Genomic DNA, 14,064 nt, shown 5'->3' with positions numbered 1-14,064 from the left:
GCTCCCATTCCGGTACAAGAGCCGCATGCTTTCGAGCCGCAAACTACCGTGGACCTCATGGAACTCGAAGCTCCCAGAAAAGGCCGCGCACTCGTCGTCGTCGTCGACGATCGCGTCTCCCACGGCGACAGTCCGGACTCCGCGGGTCCGCTCGTCACGGAGCTTCTCGTCGAAGGTGGCTTCGCCGTCGACGGTGTCGTCACGGTCGCTGCCGACGAGGTCGAGATCCGAAATGCACTCAATACTGCAGTGATCGGCGGCGTCGACCTGGTGATCTCCGTCGGTGGCACCGGTGTCACCCCGCGCGATGTGACTCCCGACGCGACCGAGGACGTACTCGATCACGAGATCCGCGGCATCGCCGAGGCGCTGCGTTCGTCGGGCCTGGCGTCGGGCGCCGTCGACGCCGGCCTCTCCCGTGGTCTCGTGGGAGTCTCCGGATCGACGCTCGTGGTGAACCTCGCGTCGTCGCGTCCCGCCATCCGCGACGGGATGGCGACGTTGTTGCCTCTCGCCGCACACGTCATCGAAGAGTTGTCCTGGATGGAGGAGTGACGACGCCGTGTCCGACGACCGTGATCCCTCGCACGACGAGGTGACCGGCGAGCAGCAGCAGAGCCGTGCCCGGATCGACCGGGCACGGCTGGCGCGCATCTTCGGGGATGTACTTCCCGAGACGACACGCGACGAACGCGGCGAGAACGACTCCGGCGGTGGCGACTCGGATGAATGGCTGCGCAGGCAGGTGCCTCCGCACCATTCCGGTGGGTGATCTGTATCACTGATGTCGAGTTGCGCTCAACCGGATTCCAACCCGTTGTCGACCGCAACGAAACGTCGCCGCAACGGTCCGTTCATCTCCATCTGGTCCGCGCGATCTTTTGGATCTGTGTTTCCAGTCACAGGAGGCATTTCGTCCTGCACTCCGGGTGCACTGAATATGTGGCTTCTACCTGCGCCGATGTGGCGGTGGGCGGGTCATGTACGTGTAATCCCGGGTTACATATTCCACCCCGAAAAGTGTCCGATTTGCCCGCTTCGGTGAATCGCTGGGCGTGTGGCCTGCGCCGCGCCTATACCGGAGCGTTACGAAAGCTAGGCGTTGCTCCAGGAATGGTCACGGTCTAATCTCCCTCTCAGGTTCAAACCGGTCGAGCCCAGGCTTCACGGCCTGGGCTCGGTCACGAATCGGTAAAGCAAAACCGTGCGGACGATGGACGTACCGACACACCGACGGGTGATCCGCCGGTGTGTTCGCTGTGGACAGCGGCCCGCGGGCGACAGGGCGACCACTTGTTGTCGGACGCGGTGCGCAACCCGGCACGCAGAGAACGGATGAGGCATTCATGAAGATTCAGACGCGACGTGGCTTCCGGGCCACCCGCAACGCCACGGTGGCAGCAGCTGCTGTGGCCGGTCTGGTTCTCGGATCGGCCGGCGCCGCAGGTGCCGAGGTCAACGACCAGAACCGGATCGTCTCCAACGGCCACGAGGTCATCGTCACGCAGGAGGACACCTTCATCAACGGTGTGCCCCCGATCGGCGGCAGCCCGCTGAGCCGTGAGTGGTTCCACAACGGCCGCGGCATCGCGAACATCGTCGGCCCCGAGGCCGCGGACTTCGAGGGTTCGACCTTCCAGTTCGGCTACCAGGTCGCGTGGTCGGCCGCCATCGACGGTTCAATTGGGTTTAACTGGACCAGTCCCGACGCGTCTCTGAAATCTGCGGAGAAGCTGGTACCTCAGTACAAGATGATCCCGAATCGCTCCGAGCAGGACGGCGAGTACGTGGACGCTAACGGCAAGGTCGTCAAGAAGGGCGATTTGGTCGACTACGACGGAAACAAGATCGAAGACGCTTCGAAGGCGGTGCCGAAGAAGGACGCCGAAGGCAAGGAGTTGTACACGCCTACGGGTGAATCCAGCCCGGAGGTTGTGGACACGTTGACGGTCAAAAGCATCCTTCCCCAATTGACTGCGGGTATCGAACTGACACCTGCTCCTGGCATCGAGGAACTTGTTGTCGCCGAGGGGCAGTTCGACGGCGACTACAAGGAAGTCCAGATCGCCAACGTCCACGGTGCCGCCACCGGCGTGGTCGGTCCTGTCTCCGTCCGCCCGTTCGTCCGTGTGATCACCGAGAACGGCGACAACGTCACCACCTACGGCCAGGTCTGGACCCTCTAGTCCTGCTCCGCGCCATCCCGCAAGAAATCCCCACCACCACAAACGGAGTAATCATGGGAATCAAGTCGCGTGGCTTCAAGGCCGCTCGTAACGCCGCCGTCGCCGGTGCCGCCGCCTTCGGTCTGGTGCTCGGTGCCTCGGGCGCCGCTTCGGCCGAGGTCAACGACCAGAACCGCATCGTCTCCGACGGCCTCGAGGTCGTCGTGACCCAGGAAGACACCTTCATCCAGGGTGTTCCGGCCCTCGGTGGCAGCCCGTTCAACCGCGAGTTCTTCCACAACGGCCGCGGCACCGCCAACCTCCTCGGTGAGGGCGCTGCCGACGCCGAGGGCACGACCTTCCAGTTCGGTTACCAGTTCGCATGGGCCGGCAGCATCGACGGGGCCATCGGCGTGACCTACTCCACCCCGGGCCTCGAGCTGGCTCTCCCGATCGGTGCCTCCGGCGGCGAAGCTACCGTCACCGACATCCTTCCGCAGGCCTACGCCGAGCTCGAGCTGACCCCGGCTCCGGGCATCGAGGAGCTCGTCGTCGCCGAGGGCGAGTTCGACGGTGATTTCAAGACCGTTCAGTTCTCCAACGTCCACGGCACGGCCTCCGGCGTCCTCGGCGCCGTCCAGGTCCGTCCGTTCGTCCGCGCCATCACGGCCAACGGCGACAACGTCACCACCTACGGCGCTCCCTGGACCGTCTAAGTAGACGTCCGGCTCAGGCCGAACACAGCACGACAAGACCGGGCTCGCTCGAATCTCGAGCGGGCCCGGTCTTTTCGTCGTCGACCACCTACTCGATGCCCGGGTTGGGTTTGGCGTGAGCGCCCTGAGTAGCCTGGCCGGCCTGTGCCTCGAGGATGTCGCGGATCTGGATGAGCAGGTCCTCGGCGCTGGCCTGCTTGTCCTCCGGTTCGGTGACGAACTTCTTCTTCGCCGCGTTGGCGGGGACGATGAGCACGAAGTACACGACCGCGGCGATGATGATGAAGTTGATGATCGCGGAGATCACCGCGCCGATGTTCACGAAGGTCTCCGGGTTGCCGCTCACGATCTCGAAGCCCCAGCCCATCTCGTTGTCGCCGCCCACCGCGCTGATGAGCGGCTCGATGATGTTCGCGGTGAAGGCGGTGACGATAGCGGTGAATGCCGCACCGACCACGACCGCGACGGCGAGATCGAGGACGTTGCCCCTGAGTATGAAGTCCTTGAAGCCCTTCAGCATGGTGTGCTCCTTTTCGCGGCCTGTCCGCCGGAGCCGCGCACATGAGGTAGGTCACACGGACGTTCACACGATAAACCGCGAGGTCGGTTACGGGTGGCGATTGCGCTGGGGAAACGAGCGGATGCTCAGTGCAGTGTGACGGTCAGAGCGCTGACGAGTGACGCCGCCGCGACCGCCGTGGCAGGTTCGGGCTCCAGCGCGACCAGCACGACCCGCTCGTTCCGATCCCGCGTCGAGCCGCCGGATTCGGCCAGCACCACCACTGCACCCCGAGCGAGGACGTGGGCGCCGGGCAGGGGTCCCTCTTCGGTCGCCGTCACCGTCAGGACATCGACGCGGTCGCCCTCACGGAGCAGTTCGCTCACCCCGGCATCGGCGAGCCGGATGGGCACTACGCGGGCCTCGGTGGAGCCGGTGGCGACTGCGGCGAGACGAGGACCGAGAAGGCGGGTGTCCACGAGGGGTTCACCGGCCGGCACAGGGCCGGCGAGAGTGTGGCCCACGGCGTCGTCGACGTCGTGCAGGGTCCCGGCGACCACAGTGGACCGATCGCGCTCCACGTGCGCGACATCGTCGGCCGTGAGGGTGTGCCCGGGCGCGAGATCGTGAGCCGCGACGACGACACCCACACGACCGGTGTCGGGGTCGCCGCGCAGCGCGAGGATCACCGCGAGGACGGCGAGGAGTCCGGCCGCGATCCGGCGCGCCCGGACGATGCGCGACCAGCCGGGGCGGAGGAGTTCGACGAACCGGTCGGGGAGGGTGGGCTGCAGCGAGGCACCCGCAGAGGAGCGCGAGTGGTGCGGATGCGCGCGCTGGAGGAACGAGAAAGGGCCGACGGGCATGCCCCGAACCTAGAAGGTGGGGATGCCCTGTCGGCCCCGATGAGTCCTCGGAAGCGGCGGTCTGTGGATGACTCGACCACCTGTGGACAAAGAAGTCCCGGAAAGTCAGCTCGCGGCGGCAGCGGGTGCAGAAGAGGCGCTGCTCGACGACGAACTGCTCGACGACGAGCTGGTGTCGCTCGACGAGGAGCTGCTCGAGTTCGTCGCCGCGGATTCGCTGGCGGTGCTTCCGCTGCGGGAGTCGGTGCGGTAGAAGCCGCTGCCCTTGAACACGATGCCGACCGAGTTGAAGAGCTTGCGCAGCTTGCCCTCGCACTGCGGGCATTCGGTCAGGGAGTCGTCACTGAAGGACTGCACGATGTCGAACTTGTTGTCGCAGGCCGTGCAGGCATATGAGTAGGTGGGCACCGGTTGATCCTCCGCCAGTTCGTCGAACCGCAGTATTGGTCGTACTGCAGTTTTGGCACTCTACCGCCGACAGTGCCAACAGCGCTAGGGAGTGTGTTGTTCCGCACGGTCGCCGCTACCGAGCCGGACCAGCCCTTTCCCGGGTGTCAGCGCCCATCCCATACGGATGTCGTGGGGGTCCTCGGGGAGTTCGTCGACGAGCTCTTCATCGCGGACCACCGCGATGATCACGGCCTCGGGTGAGGCGAGGTGCAAGGTGCGGTCGTAGAAGCCGGCGCCGCGGCCGAGCCGCACGCCCCGCGCGTCCACCGCCAGGGCCGGGACGAGCACCGTGTGAGCCTTCGCCACCGCCTCGGGCGGGAAGATCTCACCACCCGGCTCGCGCAGCCCGAAATCCGCCGCCATCAGCGTCTTCTCGCCCATGTAGCGGGCCCACGACAACGGTTCGCCGGTGCGCGTCACCGGGACGAGCACCGTCGTTCCGGCCTCGGTCAGAGCGTCGAGGAGCGCGATCGATCCGGGCTCCGAACCCACGGGCACATATGCGCACACCACCGACCCCGCCGGGGCCAGCGTCGAGGCCACCGTGGCGAGCGCGGTGTCCTCGATTCTGCGCCTCGCAGCACTCAGCTCGCGCCGAGCTGTAAGAATGCGGTCACGCCAGACTGCTTTCGGGGGTGGGGACATGTCTGCGCCTTACGATCGCCGAACCACCGTCCTCGGTGGCCGAAGTTTAGGGTGGGAGTCTATGACGAACAGTACGACCGGAGGCACGCGGCATTTCAAGACCGCGGTTGTCCCCGCAGCAGGTATGGGGACGCGGTTCCTTCCCGCAACCAAGACGGTTCCGAAGGAACTCCTGCCGGTGGTCGACACGCCCGGCATCGAGCTCGTGGCGGGTGAAGCCGCGGAGTCGGGCGCCGAACGCCTTCTCATCGTGACGGCGCCGGGCAAGGACGGCGTGGTCGCGCACTTCGTCGAGGACCTCGTCCTCGAGTCCAAGCTCGAGGAGAAGGGCAAGTACGAGCTCCTCGCCAAGGTCCGCAAGGCCCAGGGGCTGCTCGAGGTCGAGTCCGTGGTCCAGGAGAAGCCGCTCGGCCTCGGTCACGCCGTGGCGTGCGCCGAAGAGGCGCTCGATCCCGACGAGGACGCGATCGCCGTGCTGCTGCCCGACGACCTCGTGCTGCCGGTCGGCGTGCTCGAGACGATGCAGCGCGTCCGCGCCAAGCGTGGCGGTTCTGTGCTGTGCGCGATCGACGTGCCCAAGGAACAGGTCAGCGCGTACGGCGTCTTCGACGTCGAGGTCGTGCCGGACGCCGTCAACCCCGACGTGCTCAAGGTGCTCGGCATGGTCGAGAAGCCGGCCGTGGAGGACGCACCGTCGACCTTCGCCGCCGCCGGCCGCTATCTGCTCGACCGGGCGATCTTCGACGCACTGCGTCGCATCGAGCCCGGAGCCGGGGGAGAGTTGCAGCTCACCGACGCGATCGCCCTGCTCATCTCCGAGGGCCACCCCGTTCACGTGGTGGTGCACCGCGGCACCCGACACGACCTCGGAAATCCCGGGGGCTATCTGCGCGCTGCGGTTGACTCGGCGTTGAACACGGAAGAGTACGGGCCTTCGCTGCGCGAGTGGCTCATCGAGCGCTTGAAGCGCTGACTGCAGGACGGGCTGGAGGACGAGAAGCGGTATGCGGTCGGTTGAGGATCAGCAGGCCAGGGTCACGGCGGCGGCAGTCGCACCCCGGCCGGTCCGGGTGGCCATTTCCGAGGCGCAGGGTCTGCTGTGCGCGGAGGAAGTGGTCACCGAGCGACCCCTACCCGGATTCGACCAGGCGGCGATCGATGGCTACGCCGTGCGCAGCGTCGACCTCCAGGCCCCGGCCGACACCGACGGTGGGTCCGCGCCCGCCGAGGTGACGCTGCCGGTCGTGGGCGAGGTGCGTGCCGGTTCGCGTCAGCCGATCCGTCTCCAGCCCCGTCAGGCGGTGCGCGTCGACACCGGTGCGCCGCTGCCGACGCTCGCCGACGCGGTGCTGCCGCTCGACAACACCGACGGCGGTGCCGCGCGCATCAAGGTGCTCGAACCGGTGCGGTCCGGCGACTACGTGCGCCGCACCGGCGACGATGTCCAGCCCGGCGACATCGCAGTGCGGGCCGGGACGATCATCGGGGCCGCCCAGGTAGGTCTGCTCGCCGCGGTCGGCCGCGACAAGGTGCTCGTCCATCCGCGCCCGCGACTGTCGGTCATCTCCGTCGGCGGCGAACTGGTCGACGTCGACCGCACCCCGGGGCCGGGACAGGTCTACGACGTCAACTCCTACGCGCTGGCCGCGGCCGCGCGTGACGCCGGAGCCGACGTCAACCGGGTCGGGATCGCCAGTACCGACCCGAAGCGGCTGCGCGAGGTCGTCGAGGGTCAGCTGATCCGCGCCGAGATCGTCGTGATCGCCGGGGCCGTGGGCGGCGGCGCGCTCGAGGAGGTCCGCGAGGCGCTGTCCGATCTCGGCGAGATGGGCGTCGAGCGGATCGCGATGCATCCGGGCTCGGTCCAGGGCTTCGGACGTCTCGGCCGCGACGAGGTGCCGACCTTCCTGCTGCCCGCCAATCCGGTGAGCGCGCTCGTCGTCTTCGAGGTGATGGTCCGCCCGCTGATCCGCATCGCGCTCGGCCGTCGCCAGCCGATGCGCCGCGTGGTCTCGGCACGCACGGTCGCCCCCATCACCTCGATCCCCGATCGCAAGGGTTTCCTCCGCGGCCAGCTCATGCGCGACGAAACGACGGGCGACTATCTCGTGCAGGCGCTCGGCGGCGCCGCGGGTTCGTCGTCGCATCTGCTCGCCACCCTCGCCGAGGCGAACTGTCTCGTCATCGTCGATCCCGAGGTCTCCGAAATCCGCACGGGAGACCCGGTGGACGTGGCGTTCCTCGGGCAGCGTGGTTGATGTCCCGTCATCCCGGCTGGCCGGCGGAGCTCGGGCCGCTGCGGGTGGCAGGGGGCGTGGTGACCGTCCGATCGATCCGACTGCGCGACGCCGCGGCGTGGAGCCGTCTGCGTCTGCGAGATCGCGCGCATCTCGAGCCGTGGGAGCCGACCGGTGAGGCGCCGTGGGACATGCGGCACCACATCTCGGTGTGGCCGGGGCTCTACCGGAGTCTGCGCTCGGAGGCCCACAAGGGCCTGATGCTGCCGATGGCCATCGAGCTGGACGGCAGATTCTGCGGGCAGCTGACGGTGGGCAACATCGTGCGCGGAGCATTGCGCTCGGCCTGGATCGGCTATTGGGTGGAGAAGGAGGTCAACGGCCTCGGTGTCGCGACCGCCGCCGTCGCCCTGGGCCTCGACCACTGCTTCGGCCCGGTCGGGCTGCACCGCGTCGAGGCCACCGTGCGCCCGGAGAACGAGGCCAGCCGCGCGGTGCTGCGCAAGGTCGGCTTCCGCGAGGAAGGTCTGCTGAAGCGCTACCTCGACGTCCAGGGCCGGTTCCGCGACCATCTGCTGGTCGCGATGACGGTCGAGGAGGTGCCGGGCTCGGTCTCGGATCGCCTCGTCCGTGCCGGTCGCGCGACCTGGTCCTGATCGCTTTCCGTCTCGAGTCGGGTTCGTCCGCTATGTAACGCAGGTTACTCGCAACTCGAGTAACAATCCCCAGCGCGTGTGGGATCTCTGTGATTAGAGTGAAGAAAGTGTCAATTGGTTTCGCGTGACTCGAGTGACGTCTGTTGTCGATCGAGTCGGCGTTTCTGTACAGGTAAACGCGGTGATGCCGTTAGCCTCATGTAGGTCGGTGGCGTCGACGGGCTGGTAGGGCGACGACTGGAGGGAGGACCACCGGATGCCGAACTCGCTTCTGTGGATCGGGCTCGTTGCCGTGTGGTTGTTCGTTCTGGTTCCCATGCTGGTCACGAAGCGTCCTCGAATCCGGCAGACGACCGACGCCGCGCTCGCAACTCGAGTTCTGCACCGCGGAGACGACGAGCCGATCACCCCTCGAGGGCCGGCCGCCGGGCACCGCAGCGATCCTCATTGGCGTCCGAGTCGTGACCGCACGCACCGCACCCCCGCGGAGGACCGCATGAACACTGAACTCGACGACAGGCCGGAGATCGATTCCGACGAGGCCGACGTCCACCACGAAGCAGCACCCGATCGTGAGCCCGTGCGCGCACACGCACCGCAACGCCGGGGCCGCGGCGGATTCGACCCGCACGCCGATGCGGTCGCCAGCGCCGCACGATACGAATTCCGGCAGCGGGCCGTCCTCGGCCTGCTGATCGCCGCGATCATGACCTCGGCGCTCGCCCTGATCGTCTCGTCGGTCATGTGGTGGCTCGCCGGTCTCGCGGCCGTGGCCCTCGTCGCCTATTTGTTCTACCTGCGGCGCCAGGTGCATCTCGAGCAGGAGATCCGGCGGCGTCGCCTCGCGCGACTGCAACGGTCCCGCGCGGGGGCCCGCGGCGGCCACGACGACGTTCCGCAGCGCCTGCGTCGCCCGGGGGCCGTGGTCCTCGAGGTCGACGACGAGGATCCGGAGTTCGAGCACCTCGATCGCTACGAGGACGACTACGGCATCGACCACGGCTACGACGTCCGAGCGAGCGACGGCGACGACGAGTCCGGCGACTACGTCGTTCCCCGCGCAGTGGGGGAATGATCGTCCTGCGACGCTTACGGCGGGGCCCGCACCGAATCTGTGCGGGCCCCGACCCGGCTTCGGAGCAGGCCGTGAAATCGCCCGTCACCTGCGCCGACACTCCGATTTCGTGATGGACGGGGTGGTTTGCTAGAGTTTGCGAGTCGGTTCCCTCGGAACCTACGGGGCTGTGGCGCAGTTGGTAGCGCGCTTCGTTCGCATCGAAGAGGTCAGGGGTTCGATTCCCCTCAGCTCCACCCCTGAAAGCCCCGCCCTCGGCGGGGCTTTCGTCGTATGCAGGGCCATTCGCTGGCGGGTCCACGCCGAACCCGGCAGACTGTGTGGCATGGACCACAGGATGAGTGACGACGAGTTGCGTCGGGCGATCCGGGTACTGCGCGAGCGCGCCGACCTCGCGCGCAGCGAGAATCGCCACGACGATGTCGAGATGATCGAGCGCACGATTCGGCAATACCAGGAGGAGATGGCCCAGCGGCTCTGAGTTTCCATCCGCCGGAGCCCAACACTCCGGCTCCCAGGTCGCTTCGCTCGGACACACAAGTCGCTTCGCTCGGACACACAAGTCGCTTCGCTCCGGCGCATCCGGTTCGTCCGTGGCGCGCCGGAGCGTCGAGTCGTCACGGCGAGGCTAGGGTGTCGCCATGGCGATCACCGACCTGCGCGGAACCAAATTCCTTGTGACCGGCGCGGCCAGCGGAATCGGCCGCGCCCTGGCCCATGCGGCCTCCGATCGCGGGGCCCGGCTGGTGCTCACCGACCTGCAGGAGGAGGCCCTCGACGAGGTCGTCCGCAGCGTTCGTGAACGCGGCGGCACCGTGCTGCACTCGGCCGCCCTCGACATCTCCGACTACGAGGCCGTCACCGCCTTCGCCCGCGACGTGCACGAGGCGTGCGGGTCGCTCGACATCGTCGCCAACGTCGCCGGAGTGTCGGTGTGGGGCACCGTCGACCGGCTGCAGCACGAGCACTGGAAGCTCATGGTGGACGTCAACCTCATGGGGCCCATCCACGTCATCGAGAACTTCGTGCCGGCCATGATCGAGGCCGGTCGCGGCGGGCACATCGTCAACGTCTCCTCGGCCGCCGGGCTGCTCGCCCTGCCGTGGCACGCCGCCTACAGCGCAAGCAAGTTCGGTCTGCGGGGAGTGTCGGAGGTGCTGCGGTTCGACCTCAAGCGCGACGGCATCGGTGTCTCGCTGGTCGTCCCGGGGGCCGTGCGTACACCGCTCGTCGACACCGTGCAGATCGTCGGCGTCGACCGTGATCGTCCCGAGGTCCGCAAACTCACCCAACGGTTCGTCCGCCACGCCGCGACTCCCGAGAAGGTGGCCGAGCGCATCGTCACCGGCATCCTGAAGAACCGCTTCATGGTCTACACGTCCTTCGACACCCGGTTCGGTTACTGGTGGGCGCGTAAGTTCGCGCCGCCCTACAACCTCGTCATGCAGGCCGCCAACGACTACTTCCGTCGCGTCGTCGGCACCAAATGAAATTCGGCGCGACATGATTCAGTGGATCCGACACCGCTCGGCGGGGCCGGAACCACCTGAATCAATCCGGCGCGCGGTGCAGCTCGGCGTGCAGATGATGCGTCAGAGGGGTGTCGGCGTGGGCCATCCAGAAGTCGTAGACCAGCACGTCGCCGTCGACCTCGAAACGCCGCCGGACCTCGTGCACGGGCTTGGCGTCGGGTGAGCGCTCCAGGGTGAGGGTGGTGAAGTCCAGCACGCCGCCCTCCGGCCGGGCCCGCTGGATCTCGACGAACCCGGTGGGCTGCGAGACGAGCAGTTCGACGTCGTCGCCGCTGCGACGCAGGTAGCCGTTCTCGGTGTGCAACGGGCGTCCCTCCGTGCGGTGCCGCGTACGGCTGACGTACATCAGGAAGGGCTTTCCGGGAATGGTGGCGAACTCGATCGTCTCGTCGTACGCGAAGTCGTCGATGGTGCGGTAGTGGCCGTCGCCACCTCCGGTCCAGCGCCCGGCGAACGGTGCCAGGCACCCGAGCGGGTCGTCGGCCATGAAATCTCCCTCGTGTTCTCGGTGTGTTCTTCGCAATCGTTGCCGCCGTACTCGACGCGCCTGACCCGGATGCCGCCGTCCTGCGCGATACCGTGAGCATATGAGTCATCGCTGGGGTGTCGAGTCCGAAGTCGGTGAACTCCGCGCCGTGATGCTGCACCGGCCCGGTGCCGAACTCGAACGCCTCACGCCCCGCAACAACGACCAGCTGCTCTTCGACGCCCTGCCGTGGGTGGCGCGCGCCCAGGAGGAACACGACGCCTTCGTCGAGCTGCTGCGCAGCCGCGGGGTGGAGGTGTTCCTGCTGGCCGACCTGCTCACCGAGACACTCGAGGCCAGTGGCGCCGCGCGGGTGCAAAGCGTGTCGTCGGCCGTCGACGCACAGCGTCTCGGTTATGCGCTCGCGGAGGAGCTGACGGGCCATCTGCGTGCCCTGCCCGCTGCCGAGCTCGCCCGGATCCTCATCGCGGGCATGACCTTCGACGAACTGCCCGCGGTGGGCAACGGCGCTGCCCCGTCCCTCGTGCGGCTGATGCACCACGGTTCCGATTTCGCGATCGCACCGCTGCCGAACCTGCTCTTCACGCGCGATTCGTCCTTCTGGATCGGCTCGCGCGTGGCGATCCCCAATCTTGCGCTGCCCGCGCGCCGGCGCGAGACCAGCCTCACCGACCTCATCTACGCCTTTCACCCGCAATTCCTCCACGTGCGACGCGCGTACGAATCGCACACCGCGCCCGTCGAGGGTGGCGACGTGTTGCTCCTCGCGCCCGGCGTCGTCGCCGTGGGGGTGGGGGAGAGGACGAGTCCGGCCGGTGCGGAAGCGTTGGCGCGCAGTGTCTTCGACGACGAGCTCGCGCACACCGTGTTGGCGGTCCCGATCGAGCAGCGCCGGGCGTCGATGCACCTCGACACCGTGTGCACGATGGTCGACGTCGACGCGGTGGTGATGTACCCGGCGATCCGGGACAGCCTCCAGGCGTTCGCCATCCACCGCGAGAACGGCGCGGTGCAGATCTCGGGGCCGCGCCCCTTCCTCGAGGCCGCCGCCGACGCGATGGGGATCGAGAAACTGCGTGTCATCGACACCGGTCTGGATTCCGTTGTCGCCGAGCGTGAGCAGTGGGACGACGGGAACAACACGCTGGCCGTGGCGCCCGGCGTCGTCGTCGCCTACGAACGCAATGTCGAGACGAACACCCGCCTCGAGGATTCGGGGATCGAGGTACTGCGGATCGCCGGGTCGGAACTCGGTTCCGGCCGCGGCGGTCCACGATGCATGTCGTGCCCGCTCTCGCGGGCGGTCCTGTAACTCCTCGTCAGAGGATCTCGCGCACCTTGTCGACCGGACGCGCGAGCACGGTGCCCTTGTCGGTGACGACCAGCGGACGCTCGATGAGGATCGGATTCGCGACCATCGCATCGAGCAGTTCGTCCTCGGACGCCTCGGCCAGGTTCAGCTCCTTGTAGAGCGATTCCTTCTTCCGGATCGCTCGACTCGGTGTGAGACGTGCCGCATCGAGCAGCGCCTGCAGTTCGTCTCGGGAGGGCGGAGTCTCGAGATATTTGATGACCGTGGGTTCGAGTCCGTTCTCCTTCAGCAACGCCAGAGTGTTGCGTGACGTGCTGCAGCGCGGGTTGTGATAGATCGTCGCCGTGGTTGCCATGGCCCGATTCTGCCCCGGCGCAATCCGTAACCCGCTGCCACCCGCCGCCGTGTTGCCCGATTCGTCCCTGTTGAAGCCGGTGGGCAGCGTTACTACGATCTCCGCGCACTGAAGTTTTTCGAATTCTCACCAGAAAAGGCACGGAGCACGATGCTCAAAGGTTTCAAGGATTTCCTGCTGCGCGGAAATGTCGTCGAACTCGCCGTCGCAGTGGTCGTCGGCGCGGCGTTCACGTCCATCGTCACGGCGTTCACCGATCACATCGTGAACCCGCTGGTCGCTGCCGTGGGTGGCGACAATGAGATGGGCTTCGGCTTCCGCCTGCTCTCGTCGAACGACGCGACCTTCGTCAACCTGGGCGCCGTCATCTCCGCGGCGATCAACTTCTTGATCATCGCGGCCGTCGTCTACTTCGTGCTCATCGTGCCGGTCAACGCGGCCAAGGCCCGCTTCGCCCCGGAGAAGGAGCCCGAGGACGAGCCGCTGAGCGAGACCGATCTGCTCATCCAGATCCGCGACCTGCTCGAGACCGGGAGTTACAATCACGCCCCTGCCGAGGTGCCCTCGGCCGAAGCGCCCGTCAAGGTCAACGAGCGCTGATAACCTGCGAGAATGCTCGACCTCGCCATCGATCCAGACTCGCCTGTCCCGCCGTTCGAGCAACTGCGGCGACGCATCGTCGACCTGGTCCACGATGGTGAGCTGATCGCTGGTACCAAGCTGCCCACCGTCCGGGGCCTCGCCGACACCCTCGGTATCGCTCCGAACACGGTCGCCAAGACCTACCGGGAACTCGAGAAGGTGGGTGTGCTCGAGGCCCGGGGGCGGGCGGGGACGTTCGTCGCCGACACGGGCGATCCCACCCGCACGCGGGCCCAGCGATCCACCAACGAGTACGTCACCGAGGTGAGGGCACTCGGGATGTCCGACGAGGAGATCCTCGAGTTCGTCTCGGCCGCCCTGCGCGCGGGTTGACCTGCCGATCTTCGGGTTCGTGCAGAGAATGCACGGCGCGTCCGGAATGTGATGATTTTCTCGGGTTCGACGATTCCGCTCCGCAGGCGCCCGA

The 14,064-nt window shown here is 67.2% G+C and carries 19 protein-coding genes and 1 tRNA gene; 14 read left to right on the top strand and 6 right to left on the bottom strand.

Features of this window, described 5'->3' with window-relative positions; genetic code table 11:
- The first annotated feature begins 57 nt into the window (after positions 1-57).
- The 4 genes from A5767_RS09615 (at position 58) to A5767_RS09600 (ending at position 2,881) form a co-directional block, all read left to right on the top strand.
- Positions 58-555 carry a MogA/MoaB family molybdenum cofactor biosynthesis protein gene (locus A5767_RS09615; protein WP_006553786.1) on the top strand — a complete coding sequence of 166 codons (498 nt, stop codon included), beginning with the start codon at positions 58-60 and terminating at the stop codon, positions 553-555.
- 7 nt (positions 556-562) lie between these two features.
- Positions 563-772, top strand: a complete 210-nt coding sequence (locus A5767_RS09610; protein WP_006553787.1) for a hypothetical protein — start codon at positions 563-565, stop codon at positions 770-772.
- A gap of 637 nt (positions 773-1,409) precedes the next feature.
- Entirely contained in the window at positions 1,410-2,186 is a 777-nt protein-coding gene (locus A5767_RS09605; protein ID WP_442978755.1) for an MspA family porin, read from the top strand.
- A gap of 53 nt (positions 2,187-2,239) precedes the next feature.
- Positions 2,240-2,881, top strand: coding sequence for an MspA family porin (locus A5767_RS09600; protein ID WP_064852174.1), 642 nt, complete (start codon positions 2,240-2,242; stop codon positions 2,879-2,881).
- An 88-nt stretch (positions 2,882-2,969) separates the two neighbouring features.
- On the opposite strand, the gene mscL (A5767_RS09595) is transcribed toward A5767_RS09600, so the two are convergent.
- The 4 genes from mscL (A5767_RS09595) to A5767_RS09585 all read right to left on the bottom strand — a co-directional run bounded on the left by mscL (A5767_RS09595) (position 2,970) and on the right by A5767_RS09585 (position 5,341).
- Positions 2,970-3,401 carry a large-conductance mechanosensitive channel protein MscL gene (mscL, locus tag A5767_RS09595; RefSeq protein WP_006553790.1) on the bottom strand — a complete coding sequence of 144 codons (432 nt, stop codon included), beginning with the start codon at positions 3,399-3,401 and terminating at the stop codon, positions 2,970-2,972.
- A 125-nt stretch (positions 3,402-3,526) separates the two neighbouring features.
- The gene (locus A5767_RS09590; protein ID WP_064852173.1) at positions 3,527-4,246 is read right to left on the bottom strand and encodes an SAF domain-containing protein; all 720 of its coding nucleotides are present in this window, start codon (positions 4,244-4,246) and stop codon (positions 3,527-3,529) included.
- A gap of 105 nt (positions 4,247-4,351) precedes the next feature.
- The gene (locus A5767_RS22575; RefSeq protein WP_082937645.1) at positions 4,352-4,654 is read right to left on the bottom strand and encodes an FmdB family zinc ribbon protein; all 303 of its coding nucleotides are present in this window, start codon (positions 4,652-4,654) and stop codon (positions 4,352-4,354) included.
- 84 nt (positions 4,655-4,738) lie between these two features.
- Complete coding sequence (locus A5767_RS09585; protein WP_064852172.1) at positions 4,739-5,341, bottom strand: 5-formyltetrahydrofolate cyclo-ligase; 603 nt, start codon at positions 5,339-5,341, stop codon at positions 4,739-4,741.
- Between the two features lie 61 nt (positions 5,342-5,402).
- Here A5767_RS09585 and A5767_RS09580 point away from each other — a divergent pair, with 61 nt between their 5' ends.
- From A5767_RS09580 to A5767_RS09555, 7 genes are all read left to right on the top strand, one after another.
- A complete protein-coding gene (locus A5767_RS09580) occupies positions 5,403-6,314 on the top strand; it encodes a UTP--glucose-1-phosphate uridylyltransferase (RefSeq protein WP_059381674.1) in 912 nt (303 codons plus the stop codon).
- A 31-nt stretch (positions 6,315-6,345) separates the two neighbouring features.
- A complete protein-coding gene (gene glp, locus A5767_RS09575; protein WP_064852171.1) occupies positions 6,346-7,599 on the top strand; it encodes a molybdotransferase-like divisome protein Glp in 1,254 nt (417 codons plus the stop codon).
- Positions 7,599-8,234 carry a GNAT family N-acetyltransferase gene (locus A5767_RS09570; protein ID WP_019288787.1) on the top strand — a complete coding sequence of 212 codons (636 nt, stop codon included), beginning with the start codon at positions 7,599-7,601 and terminating at the stop codon, positions 8,232-8,234. The genes glp and A5767_RS09570 overlap by 1 nt, the downstream gene beginning before the upstream one ends.
- A gap of 256 nt (positions 8,235-8,490) precedes the next feature.
- Complete coding sequence (gene sepX, locus A5767_RS09565; RefSeq protein ID WP_024103194.1) at positions 8,491-9,309, top strand: divisome protein SepX/GlpR; 819 nt, start codon at positions 8,491-8,493, stop codon at positions 9,307-9,309.
- A 163-nt stretch (positions 9,310-9,472) separates the two neighbouring features.
- Positions 9,473-9,545: transfer RNA gene (locus A5767_RS09560), tRNA-Ala, on the top strand.
- 101 nt (positions 9,546-9,646) lie between these two features.
- Entirely contained in the window at positions 9,647-9,790 is a 144-nt protein-coding gene (locus A5767_RS23045; RefSeq protein ID WP_153811617.1) for a hypothetical protein, read from the top strand.
- Positions 9,791-9,950: 160 nt separating this feature from the next.
- Positions 9,951-10,799 (top strand): SDR family oxidoreductase, encoded by an 849-nt coding sequence (locus tag A5767_RS09555; protein ID WP_024103196.1) that lies wholly within the window; start codon positions 9,951-9,953, stop codon positions 10,797-10,799.
- Positions 10,800-10,860: 61 nt separating this feature from the next.
- Here the strand turns inward: A5767_RS09555 and A5767_RS09550 are convergent, their stop codons facing one another.
- On the bottom strand, positions 10,861-11,328 hold the full coding sequence (locus A5767_RS09550; protein WP_064255732.1) for an FABP family protein: 468 nt from the start codon (positions 11,326-11,328) through the stop codon (positions 10,861-10,863).
- Positions 11,329-11,428: 100 nt separating this feature from the next.
- Here A5767_RS09550 and arcA point away from each other — a divergent pair, with 100 nt between their 5' ends.
- Positions 11,429-12,640 (top strand): arginine deiminase, encoded by a 1,212-nt coding sequence (gene arcA / locus A5767_RS09545; protein ID WP_006553799.1) that lies wholly within the window; start codon positions 11,429-11,431, stop codon positions 12,638-12,640.
- Between the two features lie 7 nt (positions 12,641-12,647).
- On the opposite strand, the gene arsC is transcribed toward arcA, so the two are convergent.
- Entirely contained in the window at positions 12,648-12,995 is a 348-nt protein-coding gene (arsC, locus tag A5767_RS09540) for an arsenate reductase (glutaredoxin) (protein WP_064852170.1), read from the bottom strand.
- 150 nt (positions 12,996-13,145) lie between these two features.
- Between arsC and mscL (A5767_RS09535) the strand changes: the two genes are divergently transcribed.
- Together mscL (A5767_RS09535) and A5767_RS09530 are read left to right on the top strand one after the other, a co-directional pair.
- The gene (gene mscL / locus A5767_RS09535) at positions 13,146-13,595 is read left to right on the top strand and encodes a large conductance mechanosensitive channel protein MscL (RefSeq protein WP_064852169.1); all 450 of its coding nucleotides are present in this window, start codon (positions 13,146-13,148) and stop codon (positions 13,593-13,595) included.
- Positions 13,596-13,607: 12 nt separating this feature from the next.
- Complete coding sequence (locus A5767_RS09530) at positions 13,608-13,970, top strand: GntR family transcriptional regulator (protein ID WP_039583790.1); 363 nt, start codon at positions 13,608-13,610, stop codon at positions 13,968-13,970.
- Positions 13,971-14,064: the final 94 nt, after the last annotated feature.

Source organism: Rhodococcus sp. 852002-51564_SCH6189132-a (assembly GCF_001665495.1).
In the GTDB taxonomy this organism is placed as follows: Bacteria; Actinomycetota; Actinomycetes; order Mycobacteriales; family Mycobacteriaceae; genus Rhodococcus; species Rhodococcus pyridinivorans.
This window is presented reverse-complemented; position numbering and strand designations above follow the sequence as displayed.